General features: G+C 61.9%; 16 protein-coding genes and 4 tRNA genes. 6 read left to right on the plus strand and 14 right to left on the minus strand.

Going from position 1 to position 19,738, the window contains the following annotated elements:
• Nucleotides 1–34 precede the first annotated feature (34 nt).
• From V5F23_RS20740 to V5F23_RS20770, 7 genes are all read right to left on the minus strand, one after another.
• The gene (locus tag V5F23_RS20740) at nucleotides 35–346 is read right to left on the minus strand and encodes a contact-dependent growth inhibition system immunity protein (protein ID WP_080922035.1); all 312 of its coding nucleotides are present in this window, start codon (nucleotides 344–346) and stop codon (nucleotides 35–37) included.
• The gene (locus V5F23_RS20745; protein WP_042728940.1) at nucleotides 343–5,016 is read right to left on the minus strand and encodes an RNase A-like domain-containing protein; all 4,674 of its coding nucleotides are present in this window, start codon (nucleotides 5,014–5,016) and stop codon (nucleotides 343–345) included. Before V5F23_RS20745 ends, V5F23_RS20740 begins: the two co-directional genes overlap by 4 nt.
• A gap of 220 nt (nucleotides 5,017–5,236) precedes the next feature.
• On the minus strand, nucleotides 5,237–5,638 hold the full coding sequence (locus V5F23_RS20750; protein ID WP_042728939.1) for a hypothetical protein: 402 nt from the start codon (nucleotides 5,636–5,638) through the stop codon (nucleotides 5,237–5,239).
• Nucleotides 5,639–6,010 (minus strand): hypothetical protein, encoded by a 372-nt coding sequence (locus V5F23_RS20755; protein WP_003179080.1) that lies wholly within the window; start codon nucleotides 6,008–6,010, stop codon nucleotides 5,639–5,641.
• Complete coding sequence (locus V5F23_RS20760) at nucleotides 6,007–6,348, minus strand: helix-turn-helix transcriptional regulator (RefSeq protein WP_042728960.1); 342 nt, start codon at nucleotides 6,346–6,348, stop codon at nucleotides 6,007–6,009. The genes V5F23_RS20755 and V5F23_RS20760 overlap by 4 nt, the downstream gene beginning before the upstream one ends.
• Before the next feature lie 115 nt (nucleotides 6,349–6,463).
• Nucleotides 6,464–6,919: a YkvA family protein gene (locus V5F23_RS20765; RefSeq protein WP_053145990.1), complete on the minus strand. Its 456-nt coding sequence runs from the start codon at nucleotides 6,917–6,919 to the stop codon at nucleotides 6,464–6,466.
• Nucleotides 6,920–7,209: 290 nt separating this feature from the next.
• Nucleotides 7,210–7,923 (minus strand): FKBP-type peptidyl-prolyl cis-trans isomerase, encoded by a 714-nt coding sequence (locus V5F23_RS20770; protein WP_003204577.1) that lies wholly within the window; start codon nucleotides 7,921–7,923, stop codon nucleotides 7,210–7,212.
• 270 nt (nucleotides 7,924–8,193) lie between these two features.
• Between V5F23_RS20770 and V5F23_RS20775 the strand changes: the two genes are divergently transcribed.
• Entirely contained in the window at nucleotides 8,194–9,999 is a 1,806-nt protein-coding gene (locus V5F23_RS20775) for a di-heme-cytochrome C peroxidase (RefSeq protein WP_338496407.1), read from the plus strand.
• Nucleotides 10,000–10,030: 31 nt separating this feature from the next.
• On the plus strand, nucleotides 10,031–11,167 hold the full coding sequence (locus V5F23_RS20780; protein WP_123578381.1) for a catalase family protein: 1,137 nt from the start codon (nucleotides 10,031–10,033) through the stop codon (nucleotides 11,165–11,167).
• A gap of 140 nt (nucleotides 11,168–11,307) precedes the next feature.
• Here V5F23_RS20780 and V5F23_RS20785 read toward each other — a convergent pair.
• From V5F23_RS20785 to V5F23_RS20800, 4 genes are all read right to left on the minus strand, one after another.
• A tRNA-Asp gene (locus V5F23_RS20785) sits at nucleotides 11,308–11,384 on the minus strand.
• A gap of 16 nt (nucleotides 11,385–11,400) precedes the next feature.
• Nucleotides 11,401–11,476, minus strand: a tRNA-Val gene (locus V5F23_RS20790).
• A gap of 175 nt (nucleotides 11,477–11,651) precedes the next feature.
• Nucleotides 11,652–11,728 (minus strand) — tRNA-Asp (locus V5F23_RS20795).
• 19 nt (nucleotides 11,729–11,747) lie between these two features.
• Nucleotides 11,748–11,823, minus strand: a tRNA-Val gene (locus tag V5F23_RS20800).
• 160 nt (nucleotides 11,824–11,983) lie between these two features.
• On the opposite strand from V5F23_RS20800, the gene rdgC reads away from it, so the two are divergent.
• The 3 genes from rdgC (at nucleotide 11,984) to sugE (ending at nucleotide 14,462) form a co-directional block, all read left to right on the plus strand.
• The gene (gene rdgC, locus V5F23_RS20805) at nucleotides 11,984–12,904 is read left to right on the plus strand and encodes a recombination-associated protein RdgC (RefSeq protein ID WP_042732579.1); all 921 of its coding nucleotides are present in this window, start codon (nucleotides 11,984–11,986) and stop codon (nucleotides 12,902–12,904) included.
• A gap of 145 nt (nucleotides 12,905–13,049) precedes the next feature.
• Complete coding sequence (locus V5F23_RS20810; protein ID WP_042732580.1) at nucleotides 13,050–14,018, plus strand: bile acid:sodium symporter family protein; 969 nt, start codon at nucleotides 13,050–13,052, stop codon at nucleotides 14,016–14,018.
• A gap of 129 nt (nucleotides 14,019–14,147) precedes the next feature.
• On the plus strand, nucleotides 14,148–14,462 hold the full coding sequence (gene sugE / locus V5F23_RS20815) for a quaternary ammonium compound efflux SMR transporter SugE (RefSeq protein ID WP_338496409.1): 315 nt from the start codon (nucleotides 14,148–14,150) through the stop codon (nucleotides 14,460–14,462).
• 105 nt (nucleotides 14,463–14,567) lie between these two features.
• Here the strand turns inward: sugE and V5F23_RS20820 are convergent, their stop codons facing one another.
• From V5F23_RS20820 to V5F23_RS20830, 3 genes are all read right to left on the minus strand, one after another.
• Nucleotides 14,568–16,442 carry an MFS transporter gene (locus V5F23_RS20820; RefSeq protein ID WP_047736499.1) on the minus strand — a complete coding sequence of 625 codons (1,875 nt, stop codon included), beginning with the start codon at nucleotides 16,440–16,442 and terminating at the stop codon, nucleotides 14,568–14,570.
• Between the two features lie 101 nt (nucleotides 16,443–16,543).
• Nucleotides 16,544–17,692: a TDT family transporter gene (locus tag V5F23_RS20825; RefSeq protein WP_212802917.1), complete on the minus strand. Its 1,149-nt coding sequence runs from the start codon at nucleotides 17,690–17,692 to the stop codon at nucleotides 16,544–16,546.
• A gap of 103 nt (nucleotides 17,693–17,795) precedes the next feature.
• Complete coding sequence (locus V5F23_RS20830) at nucleotides 17,796–18,992, minus strand: MFS transporter (protein ID WP_042732027.1); 1,197 nt, start codon at nucleotides 18,990–18,992, stop codon at nucleotides 17,796–17,798.
• 100 nt (nucleotides 18,993–19,092) lie between these two features.
• On the opposite strand from V5F23_RS20830, the gene V5F23_RS20835 reads away from it, so the two are divergent.
• Nucleotides 19,093–19,632 carry a TetR/AcrR family transcriptional regulator gene (locus V5F23_RS20835; RefSeq protein WP_042732026.1) on the plus strand — a complete coding sequence of 180 codons (540 nt, stop codon included), beginning with the start codon at nucleotides 19,093–19,095 and terminating at the stop codon, nucleotides 19,630–19,632.
• Nucleotides 19,633–19,738: the final 106 nt, after the last annotated feature.

The following is a 19,738-nucleotide window of genomic DNA, read 5'->3' on the forward strand; positions in this document are numbered from 1 at the left end:
GCAACCAAACTCAACATTACTCAGCGGATTCAGGCTACACAAAATGGTTAATCTTATCACTCAGCTTCCGAGCAATATGTTGCAGCCAAGCCTTCCCCGTCTTCCATGCGTTCCAATAGCTGTAATAACAACTCAGCTCCCTCAACAGATACTTCCGCAATTCCTCTTCACTCCACCTACGCTGAAGAAAAAAATTGAGCTCTAGCTGAACTGCCCTCAAACTTTCGAGATCAGATTCCGCTAAAAATGCATCAAGAACTTGCTCAGCAGTTTCATGTTCGACTGTCCAATCTTGGTGAAAATAAGCACCGAAAAAATCATGCAGCTCTGGAAATTCAGCATTCATACTTCTGGAAACCCTGTTAACAGAAAATAGCCTATTGGTCTTTGTGAATCCTTTTTCAAGACCAGCAACACTTTCGATGCAGGTAGATATTCACCATGCCCATTGAGCAAACTATTCCCTACTGGCTGGCCAAAAGTATGGGAAATCGTCATTTTTCCTTTCTTACTAGCTAAGAACTTATCTATTTTCTTTTCGTTTGCTGCTAAAGCTCTCGCAGCGGAGGACTCAGCCGTAGCTCGATCAGGGAACGTAGAAGCTGCTGGAATGTCTGGCTCCGCCTCTATCCTTTTAGCTAGTTGCGCATGGGTTCTACCTACATGTTTCTCAATCAGATGCCCACCTCTAGCCTCATGGGCAGCCAAACCGCCTCCCGGCACGATTTCGCTGAATGGACCATCGGCATCCACATCACCGGGACAATGACACTGCAACCCCAACGGATCCACCCACCCCGTCGGGTTCAGGGTGTATCGATACCCATTGAGCCCGCCCGCCAACTTACTCGGGTCGGGTGTCAGGTAGCGGCCGGTCTCGGGATTGTAGTAGCGATGCCGGTTGTAGTGCAGGCCGCTTTCCGGGTCGAAGTATTGACCCTGGAAACGCAGGGGCTGCTCGAGTTGTTGGCCGCCGCCGTGCTCGATTGCGATGAGTTTGCCGTAGCCGGTGTAGCGCGCCGACCAGACCACTTCGCCGGCGTGGTTGGTCAATTCCTGGGGGGTGCCCAGGTGGTCGAGGTGGTAGTAGAACGGGCAGGCGTTCAGGCCCTTGCCGTCGAGCATCGCCAGAGGGCGGAAGGTGCCGGGTTCGTAGAGGTAGCTGCGGTGGTGGCGCGGGCTGCTTTCGGCGACGATCTGGTCGCCTTGCCAGAAAAACTCCGTGGTCAGGCCGTCCACGGTCTTGCTGATGCGTCGGCCGAAGGCGTCGTAGCGGTAGGACGTTTCGCGACCGTCCGCCGTGGTAACGCCGATCAGGCGATGCTGGCAATCGTAGCGATAGTCGGCGACAAGGTTGGGGACGTTGCCACGGCGCTCGCGGATCAGGTTTCCAAAGGCGTCGTAGTCGTAGTGGCGGTCCCCCTCCGTCAGCAGGCGGTTGCCCTTGAGGGTGGTCGGGCCCGGACGGTCGTGCAGCAGCACGTTGCCGGCCGGGTCGTGGGCAAAGCGTTCCGGCGGGTCGGTGTGGGAATACTGGATGCTGATCAGGCGATCCAGCGGGTCGTACTGGTAGTGGCGGCGATTGCGGTGGTTGGCCAGGCTTTCAAGGTTGCCCTTGGCGTCGTAGGCATAATCGCGCCAGAACAGCTGCTGCTGGTGTTGCCACACAGTCTGGGCCTTGAGGCGACCCTGCTCGTCGTAACCGTATTCGCTGAGCAACAGGCCCTGTTGGCGTTGCACTTCCCGGCCGCCCTGGAATCGATGGTCGGTGAGTCGCTTGCCATTGAGGTCGATGGCGGTCAGCGCACCGCCCTTGGCGTGGTGGAAGTCGAGCTGGCTGTGATCCGGCAGGCGCAGGTGGTTGAGGCGCCCGCAGAGGTCGTAGCGATAGCGCAGGGTGCCCCAGCCCTGGTGTTCGGCGACCAACCGGTCCTGGGCGTCGTATTCGAAGGCCAGCGGATGATCGGTGCCGTCATCGACCTGCACCAGCCGGCCCCGGCCGTCGTAGCGATAGTGGATCGCCTGGCCGTCGGCCAAGGTCTTGACCAGCAATCGCCCGGTCGCATCGCGCTGGTAAGCGGTGACCCATTGCGTGCCGTCCTCGCCGTGCTCGGTTTTCTCTAGCAGGTGGCCGTTGAGGTCATAGACGTAGGCAGTACGCTGCCCGTCGAAACCGACTTGTTGTCGGATCAAACCGTTGGGCGTGTAGTCCAGCTGATATTTTTCGCCGGATTCGTTTTCGATTTCCGTCAGCAACAGCCGCGCCGAGTCGTAGCGGTACTTCAGTTCGCTGCCATCGGGATTGCGCCGGCGGCTGACCAGGTGCAGGTCATCGGCGTATTCGTAACGGGTGACACGCCCCAGTTCGTCGCGCTCGGAGGTAACCTTGCCGTAGGCGTTGTAGGTCCAGGCCCGGTTGGCGCCGTTGGGCAGGGTCGTCTTGAGCAGACGGCCCACGGGGTCCCACTGGTAATGCGTGAGGGCGCCGTGTTCGTCCTGGCGGGTCAGTAAGCGCCCCAGCACATCGTAGGAAAAACGCCGGCGACTGCCGTCGGGCATGACCTCTTCCGTCAGTTGGCCGAGCGGGTTCCAGGCGAAGTCATGAAAACTGCCGTCAGGGTGGCTGATCTCCACCAGGCAGCCGCGGGCATCGTATTTGTAGAAAGTGCTGTTTCCTTCGGGGTCGATGGACCTGACCACGTCGCCCTGGGCGTTACGCCGGTAAGTCCAGACAGACCTGTCGCGGCCTGTGCCTTGGGTGCGGGCGTGCAGGAAACCGTTGCGGTACTCGTAGGAGGTGGGCTCATCCACAGGCGGAATCAGCGCCACCAGTTGACCGACTTCGTCGTAGCGGTATTCGGTGACGGCCCCTAGCGGATCCTGCTCGGCCACCAATCGGCCTTGTTCGTCATAGGCCTTGAGATGTTCGCCACCATCGGGCTCGACCTTGCGCACCAACCGCGCGCGGTCATCGTGGACGTACACTTCTTCACTGCCGTCGAGGTGCCGGACCGTGACGCTGCCGTCGTCGCCCCAGGTGTAGCGGCTGTCCATCTGTGCGAACGAAGCCCAGTGCCGTACGCAGCGGGCCGCTTGCCCGACGCCCTGCCACTCCCAGTAGAAACTCGCGCCACCGGCCAGTTGCCGCTGGAGGATGATGTGCTGGTCGTCGTAGTCGTAGCGTTCGCTTTCACCTGCTGCATTGGTCGCCTCGATCAGTCGGAAACGTCCGTCATAGCGGTAGGACGCCAATGTCTGCTCAGTTCGCCAAGGGTCATCCAGGGTGGTGGCCGGCTGAAAAGACTGGTAATCGACGGCCATCAGGTGCCGCTGTTGATAACGCAGGCGCAGCGCGCGGCCGGCGCCGTTGTCCAGGCGGCAGATGTCGCCGTAAATGTTGCGCTGGATCGTCAGGCGGTTGTCGTAGCGGTCGCTGAGGGCGGCCAGGTGACCGTCGCGAAAATGCAGGAAAGGCGCCCGTTCGCCCGGTTGGGCGATGATCAGTTCGTCGGGCTCGCTGCCCAGGTAGATGGCCGCCCGCGCCAGGCTGTTATGGATGGCCGGGCGCCGGGCATTGGGCCGTGGGAACGTGGTGCGGCGGTTTTCCTGATCGATCCAGGTGACCTGCTCATCCTCCAGTTGCAGGCGATGCGCCAGGGCATGGCTCCAGCCGCGCCCCAGGCCGATGTCCAGTTCAACGGCGCTGGTGCGGTACAGGCGGGTGAAGATAAACGGCAAGCGCCCCTCGAGCGTGCCGTCCTCCAGGGTCAACAGCTCTTCGCCAGTGACCATCGACACCGGGCACCCGCTGGTACGGGTCAGGGCCGCGCTGTCGGCGCTGTCACCGTTGGGGTTCTTCGATTGGGCGGGGACATCGTCGTGGACTTCGTTTTTTTTCAGCGTGGTGTTGCGCTGGGCGTCCCAACGCAGTTGCATCCGGCCCTTTTTCACCGCGCTGGCAACGCCTCGGGCCGCGACGGTCTTGTAGCGGTCCACATAGACGATGAAGCCGTTGACCACGGCGAACATCGCGCTGACGAAGCGCTGGGCGGCTGCCAGCACACGTTCCCCCACGCGAACCAGGCGCAGCGACAGGTAAGCGATTGCGGCACCCGCGCCGGCAAAGGTCAGGACGACCCCGATCAGCAGGTCAATCACCAGTTGCACCGCCCCCATCGCCATGGCCTCGGCGGTTGCGCCGGCGACTTCGCTGGGCGGCAACATCTCCAGCCAGAGGCTGGCGGTGCGCACCAGCAGAAACAGCGCCGCTTCGTCGCTGGCCAGCATTTGCAGCTTGGCCATCACCTGCGGCGCGTCCTGCGCCAGGTCTTGCAACTGCGCGGCACTGGCGCCCAGGCGGTCAGGGAACCGGGCAGGATCCTTGAGGATGTCGCTGAGCAGGGTGATGCTGTCCCACACGCTTTCAATCGCTGCCCAACTGCCGGCAAGCAGGCCATTGCCGACCGCCGCCGCCGAGTTGGCCGCAGACTGCTGCGCCCACTGAGGCTTGAACCCCTGCCACTCGCCGCGCAGCCAGTCCGTGAGCTCCTTGCTCAGGCCATCGTAGGAAGAAAACAGGGCCTGGAGCTGCGCCGGTGAAACCTCGTCCTGGACATGCACCCGATAGCGCTTGCCCGCCTCGCCGTTGAAGGTGCCCAGGCCCTGGGCATCCAGGGTGACCGGCGTGACCTCGCCGGTGTCCACCGCTACCACGTGCACCACGATGTCGCCCAACGGAATGTCGTACACCGACTCCAGCTTGCTCTCGATGGTCATCACCCCGCCCTGTGGGCATTGGGTGACCGTGGAGAGAAAATCTTCGTCGCCGGTGCTCACCGCGGTGAGGCTGTCGCCGAAGCGGATCAGTCGCTCCATGCCCATCAGCGAGGGCACGTCGGCGGCATGACTGGCCCGGTCCGCAGCCCGGCTGTACCAGCGTTCGAGCTGTTCGCGGTAGACCGTCAGGGTGTCCTTGAAGCTGTCGAGCGCCCGCTCGACGCGACTCACCTGGTCCATCAGGCCATCGCTCGTTCAAGGATCAGCAGACAAAAACAGTCGAACATGGGCAGACGTCTCGCAGCGCTCAGGGAGCGCGAGACTTTGCCGGGGATAAAAAGGGAAATAAGTCAGGAAATACAGCAGGGACTGTAGGCCGATTCTCTAAATACACGCATCCAGAACAACCCGCAGTGGGGCGCTCGCGCAAACGGCGAGCGCCCGGCAAGCTGTGGATAACCTAACGGTCGCCGGCTTCGAGCGCTTTGAGCTTGTCCTCGGCCAACGGGTGCCCGGCCTTGGCTGCCAAGGTCCACCAGCGGGCGGCTTCGGCCGGATCCGGCGCCTTGCTGGCGCTGCCGGCCAGGCTGATCACGCCAACCTGATAGGCCGCCTTGCCATCCCCCGCCAGGGCCGCCAGCCGCAGCAGGCGCAGGCCTTCCTCACGTGCGCCAAGCCCCTGGCCACGGAACGTCAGGATATGCCCGTAAAAACTTTGCGCCCCTGCGTCACCCAGGTTCGCCATGCGCGCGAACTGGCCTTCGAGCCAAGCCCAGCCACGCGGCTGGCGGACGAACCATGACCAGTGAAACAAGCGTCGCGCCAGCCAATAGCCGGCCCGCGCCTTGAGTCGCCAGAGCACTCAGGCCTCCGCCGATTCGGGGTATTCGTATTCAAACACTCGGACCACTTCCGAGGCGTGCCAGGACGCGGCGGCCACACCATCGGAAGGCCCGGAAAACCGGCCCAGGCGCTCGACGCACTCGAAGAAACCGGTGCGCGGCAACCGGCTGGCGCCCTGGCTGATCACCAGCGAGCTGCGCAGCGGTTGTTCCGCCCGGGCGTCCAGTGCCGCCAGGTGCTCCAGGGCGGCGGTCAAGGTCTGCATTGCCGGGCTGGGCAGCTGCAGGCGCTCCAGCAAGGCGCGGTACGTCAACAAATGGCGCTGGCGGCGCGCCTGGTCCAACTCCCCCAACAACCCATCCCAATGCTGCCGACTGATGCGTACACTCACGACTCGTCCCTCCAACCCGGCACCGTCAACTCCCAGGCCAGACTGCGCCGAATCGCGGCATCGGGCTGACGCTCGCCGCTCTCGATCAAGGCCAGATAAGACGGGCTGATACCTACCGTGCGGGCCAGCGCCTCGATGGCGATGCCCTTCCCTTCGCGCAAACTGCGTAATTGATCCAGGCCAGGGAGAACCTGGTCGGGTGCCGCCGCGTGCCGGACAGAAGCTTCGCGCGACGGTGCTTGATCGAGGCCGGCGGCCTTCAACAACGACTGATACTGATCCCACGGCAAAACCGCGTACTCGGGCTCTCCGTCGCGGGTGATTATTTGAATATCCATGTCTACCCCGTAGGACAACAACACTTAGCGAGTCAGCCTTTTTCCTTGGAAGTGTAATCCTAAATGACGGCTGAGGTCGCGGGGCGATGAATTCTCTGGGGCAAGCGGCGCGGGATCAAGATTTTTCGTGGCGCTGGAGCTGGAGTTGCTCCGGCGTATCGGGCAGCCTTTCGACCCGGGCCAGCTTCTCGGGGGATTGTCGGTAACGCCAGGCCCGGAACGCTTCGAGTTCGGTGTCGAGGGTTTTCATGACCCAGGCCAGCACGGCGATGTCGTCGAACATGCCAAACATCGGCAGGATGTCCGGGATGGCGTCCAGCGGGCTGAGGAAATACATGAGCCCCGCCACCACCGACAACATCGACTTGGCGCTGACGGCCCGGTACTCGCCCCGCCAATAGGCCAGGCACAAGGCCTGCAACAGGCGCAGGTCCTCTTTGAGCTTGCCTAGCCGGCCACCCTCCCGGGCGCCTTTGCTGGCGACGGCGAACAACAGGGTGGGCAAACGACCACGGGCCAGCAGACGCCCGGCCAGCGGTAGAAATCGCGCAAAATTCCACGGCGCCTTCATTTTTTCTCCCACTGAAATGTTATCCACACAAATTGTGGATAACCTTGTGAACAGAGCTGCATTTCGCCGCTGAAGCCCCCGTATCATAAGGCCCCGGCTCAGATCGGGCGTTTTTTACTCACTAAAAAAAACCCAATATTTCATTGACTTGACCGGCTGTCTACGGCTAGCACAGCGCCCGTATTGCCTATGACTGTAGCCTGCGAGGTGCGTTCGGTTTTTTTACATTTCCAATGCCCGGATGCAACAACGCCCCGCATGAGCGAGGCGTTGTCTTGGCGCAGACGCGATTACTTGGCAGCGTCTTCCTTGGCCGGATCCTTGATCGCCAGCAGCTCCAGGTCGAACACCAAGACCGAGTTGGCCGGGATCGCCGGGCTCGGGCTCTGGGCACCGTAGGCCAGGTCACTTGGGATGTACAGCTTGTACTTCTCGCCGACGTGCATCAATTGCAGGCCTTCGACCCAACCCGGGATCACGCCGCTGACCGGCAGATCGATCGGGCTGCCACGCTCGACGGAACTGTCGAACACGGTGCCATTGGTCAGCTTGCCGGTGTAGTGCACTGTCACCACGTCAGTCGGCTTAGGCTGCGGGCCATCGGCTTTCTTGACCACTTCATACTGCAGGCCGGAAGCGGTGGTGGTCACGCCAGCTTTCTTGCCGTTTTCCTCGAGGAATTTCTTGCCGGCCGCTGCCGACTCCTCGCTCATCTTGGCCATGCGCTCTTCGGCACGTTTTTGCAGTGCGGCAAAAGCCTCGACCAGTTCTTCGTCTTTCAGCTTCTGTTCTTTCTTGCCGACGGCATCTTCAATGCCCTGGGCAACCGCTTTGGAGTCCAGGTCATCCATACCTTCCTGAGCCAGGCTCTTGCCCATGTTCAGGCCGATCCCGTAGGAAGCTTTCTGCGCCGGGGTTTTCAGCTCTACGCTGGTCTGCGAATCGCAACCCGCGAGTACCAGGCCAACCAGGGCCACCGCCGCCGCCAACCGATGCTGTTTCATGCTATTTCCTTGTTCATGCGCCTAAAGGGCAATCGAGTAAAGCCGCGAGCTTATCAGGCGGCCACGACCAATGGCTACCGGCATGTGAGCCACAAAGCGAGGATAAGTTCAGGTCGGCAAACGCTTTTTAATCCTCGGCAGATGAAGGCTCTGTCATCTGTTACCTACACAGACAAATGAGCACCTCGCCGCAACGCAAAGGATAATGGCCACTTGCCCGTAAAGCGGCACTGAGGCATAAGGGCATATCAAAAAAACAAGGACGTTATCGTGCGCCTTCTCTCTCGTCTTCTCTGGCTGCTCCTCGCGCTGCTGGTCATTGCCGTGGCCGTGGTGCTGTACTACGTTGCCAACCCTCGCCTGCCGTTCTACACGCCCGTCGAAAAGGTGCACTACCTGGATCAATGGAGCGCCGCCGAGCGTCAGACCTACTACTTCACCCCCCAAGGCACCCAGGTGAAAGGCCTGCGCTACAACTGGTTCACCGCCCTCGAACTGCCGTTTTCGCAACAGCGGTTCGCTTCGCCTGAGTACCTGGCGCGTTTCGGCTTCCTGGTGGACCCGGCGCAGAAAGCCTCGCCCGATAACCCCGGCAACCTGCCAGTGGGTTTCGCCCGGCACCAGAACCCGGGCGTTACCGACGAATACCTGGACATCACCTGCGCGGCCTGCCACACCGGTGAACTGCGCTTCAAGGGCCAGGCGATACGGATCGATGGCGGTTCGGCACAACACGTCCTGCCCTCCAGCGTGCCGACGTTGCGCGGCGGCAGTTTCGGACAGGCACTGGTCGCCAGTCTTGTTTCTACTTATTACAACCCGTGGAAATTCGAACGTTTCGCCCGCCAGGTCCTGGGTAACGACTACGACGCCGGTCATGAAGACCTGCGCAAGGCGTTCAAGGCCTCCCTCGACACCTTCTTGCGGGTGGCCTGGAATGACACCCATCGCGGCCTCTACCCGACCGAAGAAGGTCCCGGCCGTACCGACGCCTTTGGCCGCATTGCCAACGCCAGCTTCGGCGACGCCATTTCGCCGGCCAACTACCGGGTGGCCAACGCCCCGGTGGATTACCCGCAGTTGTGGGAAATGTGGACGTTCGACTGGGTGCAATGGAATGGCTCGGCCCAGCAACCGATGGCCCGCAACGTCGGCGAGGCGCTGGGCGTTGGCGCCACGTTGAGTTTCTTCGACGCCCAGGGCAAACCGCTGCAAGGCGACGCGCGCTACCCTTCCAGCGTACGCGTACGCGACCTGAACAAGATCGAAGAGACCTTGCAACTGCTCAAGCCACCCGCGTGGCCGGAGTCGCTGCTGGGCGCGATCGACAAACCCCTGGCCGCCAAGGGCCGCGCCCTGTTCAACGAAAATTGTGCAGGCTGCCATGTGCCCCAGGTGATCCAGGGGCCCGACCGGCCGGTGCAACAACTGCACATGCTGCCCGTGCAGGTGATCGGCACCGACCCGGGCACCGCCAATAACATCGCCGACCACCGCTTCGACCTGACCAGCCTGCAGTGGGATCCGGCCGAGCTGGCGAAGCTGGAGGTGCAACTGCACCCGACCCCGAAAGAGCCGCTGGACCTGAGCCAGCTCTCGGTCGCCAAGGGCTTGGCTTATGTCACCGCGTTCGTCGAGAACCGCGCCTACCGCGACGCCGGCGTCACCCCCGCCGAGCGTCCGGCCCTGGACGGTTTCGGCCTGCCCATCGGCGTGCGCGAGCTGCGCGCTTACAAGGCCCGGCCACTGGCGGGCGTCTGGGCCACGCCACCGTTCCTGCACAACGGCTCGGTGCCGACGATCTACCAACTGCTGTCGCCCCAGGACGAGCGGGCCACCACCTTTTATAAAGGCAACTTCGAGTACGACCCGCGACACCTCGGTTATCGCACCGAAGCCTTCACCAACGGTTTTCTCTTCGACACCCGCATAACCGGCAATCACAACAGCGGTCATGAGTTCCGCGCCGGTGAAAAGGGCAACGGCGTCATTGGCCGGCTGTTGCAACCGCAGGAACGCTGGGCTTTGCTGGAATACCTGAAAGTGCTGGGCGGACCGCTGGAGTCGCAACTGTAATGATGAACCTCACCCGCAAAAGGATTTCTCCATGTTGACCACGCTCTGGCTGCGCCTCGGCGCCTTCTTGGGCAAGACGCTCCTGTGGCTGCTGGGCCTGGGGCTGCTCGGCTGGGCACTGGCGACGGCCTGGTACGCCTGGCACCACAGCGGCCCGGTGCCTGACCAGGAGCAGGTACCGCCCGGCGAAGCCGCCATGACCCAGGAAATCATCCAGACGGCGATCCGCATCGTCGATCAACACCGCGAAGGCACGCGCTACCTGCGCGACGCCCACGCCAAGGCCCACGGCTGCGTCATGGCCGAGGTGCAGGTGCCGAACGATCTGCCGGCCGTGTTGCGCCAGGGTGTGTTCGCCGAGCCGGGCAAGGTCTGGCAAGCGACGATGCGCCTGTCCAATGGCAACGCTTACCCTCAATTCGACAGCCTGCGGGATGCGCGCGGGATGGCGATCAAGCTGCTGGACGTGCCCGGCAAGCAACTGCTGGATGACCGCCAATCACACGGCGAACAGGATTTCGTGATGTTCAACCATCCGAACTTCTTCGTCAGCGATGTCGCCGAGTACCGTCAGAATGTGGCTGCCCAGGCCGATGGAAAGAAAGCCATGGCCTTCTTTCCGAGCGTGGACCCGCGCAGTTGGCAGATTCGCCATCTGTTCATCGCCCTGGCGACCCTTTCACCACCACCGGCCAGCCCGACTCAGACCACGTACTTTTCGGTATCGCCCTACAAGTTCGGCGCGGCCAATGCGAAGTTTCGCGTGGCGCCAGACCCGGACAGTTGCCCGACCTATACCCTGCCCGCACAGAACCAGGCATTGCCCAACTTCCTGCGCAGCGCCCTCAATCAGCAGTTATCCACAGACCGCGTGCCGGCGTGCTTTGTCTTGCAGGTCCAGCGCCAGGACCCGCGCAAGTACATGCCGATCGAAGACACCAGCATTGAATGGCGCGAAAGTGATGCCCCGTTCGAGACCGTTGCGCGCATCAAGGTGCCCGCCCAGGACTTCGACACCCCCAAGCTGAACCTGGCCTGTGATAACCAGTCGTTCAATCCGTGGTTCGGCCTGGAGGCGCACCGCCCCATCGGTGGTATCAACCGTCTGCGCAAAGCGGTGTATGAAGCCGTCAGCGATTACCGGCACAGTCGCAATGCCGAGCAGTAGACACGCAAAGCATTCTGTCGAGGCGCTCCCGCGCTGGGCGTGGGAACGCCCTCTTGATAAACGCTAGGCAACAAAAAGCCCGCTCAATGAGCGGGCTTTTTGTGGGTGACCTGGCGTTCAGTGCTCCAGGTGACCGAATATGGCGCAGCGGACGGGACTCGAACCCGCGACCCCCGGCGTGACAGGCCGGTATTCTAACCGACTGAACTACCGCTGCGCGTAACATTGAAAGTTGGTGGGTGATGACGGGATCGAACCGCCGACATTCTGCTTGTAAGGCAGACGCTCTCCCGGCTGAGCTAATCACCCTGCACTTTCGATGCGGGGCGCATTCTCTCACAGTTTTTTGTAACGTGCTGATTTAATTGCAAAATTCAGCAAAAAAACTGAAGAACACGCACCGCGTAAACCACAGACAGCAAAAAGCCCGCGTTAGCGGGCTTTTCGGGGTGACCTGGCGTTCAGTGTTCCAGGTAACCAAATATGGCGCAGCGGACGGGACTCGAACCCGCGACCCCCGGCGTGACAGGCCGGTATTCTAACCGACTGAACTACCGCTGCGCGTAACACTTGAAACGAATGGTGGGTGATGACGGGATCGAACCGCCGACATTCTGCTTGTAAGGCAGACGCTCTCCCGGCTGAGCTAATCACCCTTCGCTTTCGGTGTGGCGCGCATTCTACGGAGCACTCTTCAAGCTGGCAAGCACTTTTTAAATTAATTTTTTCAGGCCTTCCAAAGGCTTAGCGAAGGGTTGGCCTATGGCGCCGCGCAGAGAATAATGCCCCCCTTTGTATAAAGGAGAGACTCACCCCATGTGGTTCAAGAACCTGCTTATCTATCGCCTGACCCAAGATCTGCCTGTTGATGCCGAGGCGTTGGAAACTGCACTGGCCAGCAAACTGGCGCGTCCATGTGCAAGCCAGGAGTTGACCACGTACGGTTTCGTCGCGCCGTTTGGCAAAGGCGAAGACGCGCCGCTGGTGCATGTCAGCCAGGACTTCCTGCTGATTGCCGCTCGCAAGGAAGAACGCATTCTGCCGGGCAGCGTCGTACGCGATGCCCTGAAGGAAAAGGTCGAGGAAATCGAGGCCGAGCAAATGCGCAAGGTCTATAAGAAGGAGCGTGACCAACTCAAGGATGAAATCATCCAGGCGTTCCTGCCACGTGCCTTCATTCGCCGCTCGTCCACCTTCGCCGCCATCGCGCCGAAGCAAGGGCTGATCCTGGTGAACTCCGCCAGCCCGAAACGCGCCGAAGACCTGCTGTCGACCCTGCGTGAAGTCATCGGCACCCTGCCCGTGCGCCCGCTGACGGTCAAAATGGCCCCGACCGCCATCATGACCGACTGGGTCAAGACCCAGAAGGCTGCCGACGATTTCTTCGTGCTGGACGAATGCGAACTGCGCGACACCCACGAAGACGGCGGGATCGTGCGTTGCAAGCGCCAGGACCTGACCAGCGACGAGATCCAGTTGCACCTGAACACCGGCAAGGTGGTCACGCAACTGTCCCTGGCCTGGCAGGACAAACTGTCCTTCGTGCTCGACGACAAGATGGTGGTCAAGCGCCTGAAGTTCGAAGACCTGTTGCAGGACCAGGCCGAGCAGGATGGCGGCGACGAAGCCCTCGGCCAATTGGACGCCAGCTTCACGCTGATGATGTTGACTTTCGGCGAGTTCCTGCCGGCGTTGGTCGAGGCGCTGGGCGGGGAAGAGATTCCGCAGGGAATCTAACGGCGGGTGATCTCAACGGTGGGAGTGGGCTTGCTCGCGAACGCGGTGTATCAGTCGACATAATGGTTAACTGATACACCGCGTTCGCGAGCAGGCCCGCTCCCACAATTGTTTGTGGGTTTCATTTGATAACAAGGATCTGGCCATGCGCGCATTGGCAGCATTGAGCCGCTTCGTCGGCAATACCTTCGCTTATTGGGTACTGATTTTCGCGGTGGTGGCGTTCCTGCTACCGGCCTGGTTCATCGGCCTGAAAGGCGCCATCGTGCCGCTGCTGGGGCTGGTGATGTTCGGCATGGGCCTGACCCTCAAACTCGAAGACTTCGCCGAGGTCGCCCGTCATCCCTGGCGCGTGGCCCTGGGCGTGGTGGCGCATTTCGTGATCATGCCCGGCGTGGCGTGGTTGCTCTGCCAGGTGTTCCACCTGCCGCCGGAAATCGCCGTCGGCGTCATCCTGGTGGGGTGCTGCCCGAGCGGCACCTCGTCCAATGTCATGACCTGGCTGGCCCGTGGCGACCTGGCCCTGTCGGTCGCCATCGCCGCCGTCACCACCCTGCTCGCGCCGCTGCTGACGCCGGCACTGATCTGGCTGCTGGCTTCGGCCTGGCTGCCGGTGTCGTTCATGGAGCTGTTCTGGTCGATCCTGCAAGTGGTGTTGCTGCCGATCGTCCTGGGCGTGGTCGCACAACGCCTGCTGGGGGACAAGGTTCGCCACGCGGTGGAAGTGTTGCCCCTGGTGTCGGTGGTGAGCATCGTCATCATCGTCACTGCGGTCGTTGCCGCCAGCCAGGCGAAAATAGCCGAATCGGGCCTGCTGATCATGGCGGTGGTGATGCTGCACAACAGCTTCGGCTTCCTGCTGGGCTATTTCACCGGCCACCTGTTCAAGCTACCGCTGGCCCAGCGTAAATCCCTGGCGCTGGAAGTGGGCATGCAGAACTCCGGGTTGGGAGCAGCCCTGGCCAGCGCGCATTTTTCGCCGTTGGCGGCGGTGCCCAGTGCGTTGTTCAGCGTCTGGCACAACATCTCCGGGGCCTTGCTCTCCACTTATTTCCGGCGCATGAGCGAAAAGCAGGACCGCGAGGCGCTCGCCGCGAAGCAGGCGGTGGATTGAACGCAGGCTTGATCGAGTGCTCGAGAATGGGCACTCTACCCCTTGAGCGCGGGGACGACCCCGCCACTTGAATCGTCCGTCGATCAAGTCTCAATCCGGGGACGACCCCATCTTCGATGGAGGTTTGCGATGTCCTGGATCATTCTGTTTTTTGCCGGCCTAGCCGAAGTTGGCTGGGCAGTCGGCCTGAAGTACACCGACGGTTTCAGCCGCCCGCTCCCCACTGCACTGACGATTGCCGCCATGGTGATCAGCCTCGGCCTGCTCGGCCTGGCCATGAAGGAACTGCCCCTGGGCACGGCCTATGCGATCTGGACCGGGGTCGGCGCCGTGGGCACGGTCATCGCCGGGATCATTCTGTTTGGTGAGTCGATGGCGCTGGTTCGGTTGGCCAGCGTGGCGTTGATCATTGCGGGGCTGATCGGGCTGAAGGTCAGCGCATAATCGTTGTGGGAGCGAGCTTGCTCGCGAACGCGGTGTATCAGTTAACCATTATGTCGACTGATACATCGCTATCGCGAGCAAGCTCGCTCCCACAGGAGCTCTGTGCTACCTGACACTCCCGCGCAACTCGCCTACCAACGCCTGCAACTTGGCCGGCTCCGCCAGCTCCACCGCCACTGCCGGCCCTGCCACCAGGGTCACCCGCGACCACAACCGGCGAAACAGCCCCTTGGCCGGGTCACGACTGAAGAAGCTGCCCCACAGGCCCTGCAATGCCAGCGGAATCACCGGCACCGGGGTTTCCTGGAGAATGCGGGTCAGGCCGCTCTTGAACTCATTGATCTCACCATCGGCGGTCAGTTTGCCTTCCGGGAAGATGCACACCAATTCGCCCTCCGCGAGGTACTGGGCGATGCGCTTGAAGGCCTTTTCGTAGATGTGGATGTCTTCCTGGCGCCCGGCAATCGGAATCGTCCCGGCCGTGCGGAAGATGAAGTTCAGCACCGGCAGGTTGTAGATCTTGTAGTACATCACGAAGCGAATCGGCCGACGCACCGCGCCGCCAATCAGCAAGGCATCGACGAACGACACGTGGTTGCAGACCAGCAACGCCGCGCCTTCATCGGGAATCGCGTCCAGGTTGCGATGCTCCACGCGGTACATCGAATGGCTCAGCAGCCAGATCATGAAGCGCATGCTGAACTCGGGCACGATTTTGAAGATGTAGGCGTTTACGCCGACGTTGAGCAGCGACACCACCAGGAACAGCTGCGGGATCGACAGCTTGGCGACGCTCAGCAACACGATGGACACGATGGCCGACACCACCATGAACAAGGCATTGAGAATGTTGTTGGCGGCGATCACCCGGGCCCGCTCGTTTTCGGCGGTGCGGGACTGGATCAGCGCGTACAACGGCACGATGTAGAAGCCACCGAAGACACCGAGGCCGAGGATGTCGATCAGCACCAGCCAGGCATGACCGAAGCCGAGCACCTCGAGCCAGCCATGCCCCTGGACGCTGTCGGGAATCCCGCCGGAGTGCCACCACAGCAACAGCCCGAACACCGTCAACCCGAACGAACCGAACGGCACCAGGCCGATCTCGACCTTGCGCCCGGAGAGCCGCTCACAGAGCATCGACCCCAGCGCGATCCCCACCGAGAACACCGTCAGGATCAGGGTGACCACGGTTTCATCACCGTGCATCCACTCTTTGGCGTAGGCCGGGATTTGCGTCAGGTAGATCGCCCCGACGAACCAAAACCACGAGTTGCCGACAATCGAACGGGACACCGCCGGGGTTTGCCCCAGGCCCAGTTTCAGGGTGGCCCAGGATTGGCTGAAGATGTTCCAGTTCAGGCGCATCTGCGGCGAGGCCGCCGCCGCGCGCGGGATGCTGCGGCTGGCCAGGTAGCCGAGCACGGCGATGCCGACGATGGCGCTCGACACCACCGGCGCGTAATGCGCCGAGGACATCATGATCCCCGCGCCGATGGTGCCGGCGAGGATCGCCAGGAAGGTGCCCATTTCCACCAGGCCATTGCCGCCGACCAGCTCATCCTCACGCAAGGCTTGCGGCAGGATCGAATATTTCACCGGGCCGAACAGCGCCGAATGGGTGCCCATGGCGAACAGCGCCACCAGCATCAGCGACAGGTGATCGAACAGAAAACCCACCGCGCCGACCGCCATGATGACGATCTCGCCCAGCTTGATCAGGCGGATCAACGCATCCTTGGCGAATTTTTCCCCAAACTGCCCAGCCAGAGCCGAGAACAGGAAGAACGGCAGGATGAACAGCAACGCACACAGGTTGACCCAAATCGAACGGTCGCCCTCGATGGTCAGCCGATAAAGGATCGCGAGAATCAGCGACTGCTTGAACACGTTGTCGTTGAACGCACCCAGGGACTGGGTGATGAAGAACGGCAGGAAACGCCGCGTGCGTAGCAAGGTGAACTGCGAGGGGTGACTCATCTTCCGTGTTCCTGAGTGGCCTGGACGCTTATTGGAATAACGTTTTTCGATCCAGGCCACACATTACCCCACGCCATGCATGGCTTGGAGAGGCGCGGCGATTATTTTGCCAATCCGGCAATGCACGGTGACACAAACAGCTCGCCGTGCCAGGCCCCCATCACCGTGCGCCGGCCGACAATCAGCCACATCAGCGCCAGCAACACCACCAGCACGCTGCCGAACACGTCGAAGAAACCCAACCCCAACAGGTCCGCCAGTTTCAGGGTGGTCAGCGCATACACCCCCAAGGGAAAGGTAAAGCCCCACCAACCGAGATTGAACGGGATGCCCTCACGCAGGTATCGCGCGGTGATCAGCAGGGCCATCAACATCCACCAGAACCCCAGCCCCCACAGGGTGATGCCGGCCACCAGGCCCAGCCCGGCAGCGATTTCACCCACACCCGACAGGCCATTGGCGGTGAAGATCAACGGAGCCTCGCCCCCCAGCAGCAACATGCCCAAGGCACCGGTGCCGATCGGGCCAAGGGCCAGCCAGCTCGACGCCGCCATGTTCTCGTGAGGCAGTTTGTGCAAGGCCATGCGCAGCAGCAGGATCGTCAGGATGCTGAACGCCACCGGCAGGGAAAAGGCCCAGAGCACGTAGCTGGTGATCAACATGATCAGTTGCGCGTGGGCGTCGGCCAAGTGCGGCGCCAACAGCCCGCCGCTGGCGGCGGCGACTTCAGCGGCCACCACCGGCAGCAGCCATACCGCGGTCATCTGGTCGATCCGGTGTTCCTGGCGAGTGAACATCAGGAAGGGAATCAGCACACCGCAGGCCAGGGACATGGCTACGTCAACCCACCACAGCGCTTGCGCCAACGGCACCACGGCGTCACCCCAGCGTGGCAGCCCGAACACCAGCAAGCCGTTGATGAGGGTCGCCAGCCCCATGGGAATGGTACCGAAGAACATCGAGACCGTTGAGTGGCCGAAAATCCTTCGCGCTTCATCGAAGAACAACAGCCAACGGGCCGCATACAGCCCGGCGAACAGGATGAACAGCAGCGTATTGAACACCCACAACCCTTCACCCACCACACGCAAGGCCGGCACGCTCCCCGGCCATTGCGCCAAGGCCAGCGCCAGCACGCCGGTGCCCATGGTGACGGCGAACCAGTTGGGGGTGAATTGGCGAATGGCTTCCAGTGGCCTGGGCAAATGGCTCAGGGGACGCAAGCGGGTCTTGGCGGCACAGCATGGCATGGCAGAACTCCTGTCCTCGGTTGAGGTGAGGCCATGCTATAGCCGACTCGAATATCTATATAACGGGTAATTTCTCTATCTGTTATCGATTTTGCAAATACCTTCAGGCACTGCTTCCAGTCTTTATGGCCACGGTTTGCGATTGGCGCAGCAAACCCCACAGTGCAGCGACCGCCAGCACGATCAACACAGCGCCATAGCCATCGGTGGTCGGGATCAGTCCGAACACGCGCACCAGGTTTCCGGCCAGCAGCGAAGGTAGGCTGAATGCCAGGTAACTGAGGACATAGAACGCCGACATCAAGCCGGCGCGTTCATGGGGCAAGGCCAGTGGCATGAGGCTGCGCAGCGCGCCGAGAAAGCCCCCGCCAAAACCGCTGCCGGTCACTAGCGTGCCGATGAAGAACAGCGCCAGGCTGGCGCTGTGAGCCGCGAGTAATACCAAGGTCAGGCCGATCACCAGCAAACCGGCCGACAGGCGCAGGATTCTCTCGGCCGCCTGGTTACGCAGCGTGAAGATGGACAGCGCGCCGCTGAGTGTCAGGACGGCCACCAGTGCACCACCGATCAGGTTGGAGGTCGATCCCGTCGCGGCCCGCACCAGGGACGGCGCCAAGGACAGGTAGAACCCGCCCACCGCCCAGGCCGACAGGTTCAAGGGCAGCGTCAACCAGAGGGCTCGACGCGCTTGCACCGGCACATGCAAGCTCGGGCGCAGGGAACGCCAGGCGCCCGGTTGTGGGCTGACACTTTCGACCAGGCGCCAGAGATAGATCGCCTGGCCCAGGAACAGCCCCAGCAGCAGCCAGTACGTCAATTGCAGCGGCAGCGGCGCGAACTCCGCGAGCAGGCCGCAGCCCAATGCCCCGCACGCCATGCCCAGCAAGGGCGCGACACTGGTGATCAGCGGCCCCTGGCGACGGTCGAAGTCCAGCAACGCAGCGCCCAGCACGCTGGTGGCCATGCCCGTGGCGAAACCCTGGATCAACCGGGCGCCGATCAGCCAGCCGATGCTGCCGGCATTGATGAACAACAACATGGCCACGATGTTGAGCAGCAGGGCCGCGAAGATCACCGGCTTGCGCCCCAGGTAATCCGACAGCGACCCTACGGTCAGCAGGGCCGCCAGCAGACTGAACGCGTAGACCCCGAAGATCAGCGTCAGCACCGCCGCAGAAAACTGCAATTGTTCTTGATAGAGGTGATACAGCGGCGTCGGCGCGCTGGACGCGGCGAGAAAACCGAGCAAGGTAAGCGCCAGGAACATCAGGCTCGCTCGCGTTGAAGCTGGACGGGACATGGGCACGCTCCATCAAATCCACAAAAGCTAATAATTTGCTTTTGTGGAGTCTGCACTCGCCCCCTGCTTAAAGCAAATTCTTTGTGTTAAGGTCCGCCTCATGGCTATCAAAGAAGGTTTACGCCCCGGCGGCAGAAGCGCCCGGGTACAGGAATCGATTCATTCGGCGGTCCGCGACTTGCTGCAAACGCAGGACCGCGCCACCCTGACCGTGCCGCAAATTGCTGCGCGCGCGGGGGTGACGCCGTCTACCATCTACCGGCGCTGGGGAGACCTGGCGGCGCTGCTGGCCGACGTTGCCATCGCCCGCATGCGGCCCGACAGTGAGCCGGCCAATACCGGCAGCCTGCGCGGCGACCTACGCGCCTGGGCCGAACAGTACCTGGACGAAATGAGCTCCGAACCGGGTCGCAACATGATGCGCGACATCCAGGCCTGCGCCACGCCGGGGCACTGCGTGGGCATCATCGGCGCTCAGTTGCAGGTCATCTTCGACCGCTACCCCGACGAACCCAACCCGGGTGTCGAACGGTGGATCAACCTGGTGGTGGCACCGACAGTGTTCCGCATCCTCTTTGCTACCGCGCCACTTGAGGTTGGGGAGTTGTATCGGTTAGTGGATATGGCTTTGGCTCAGTAAGACCGCCATCGCGAGCAAGCTCGCTCCCACATTTGATCTGCCGCGAACGCAAAATCTATGTTCGCCCAGGACGCAATGTGGGAGCGAGCTTGCTCGCGATGAGGCC

Source organism: Pseudomonas sp. WP18 (assembly GCF_036689585.1).
Lineage (GTDB): Bacteria > Pseudomonadota > Gammaproteobacteria > Pseudomonadales > Pseudomonadaceae > Aquipseudomonas > Aquipseudomonas chlororaphis_E.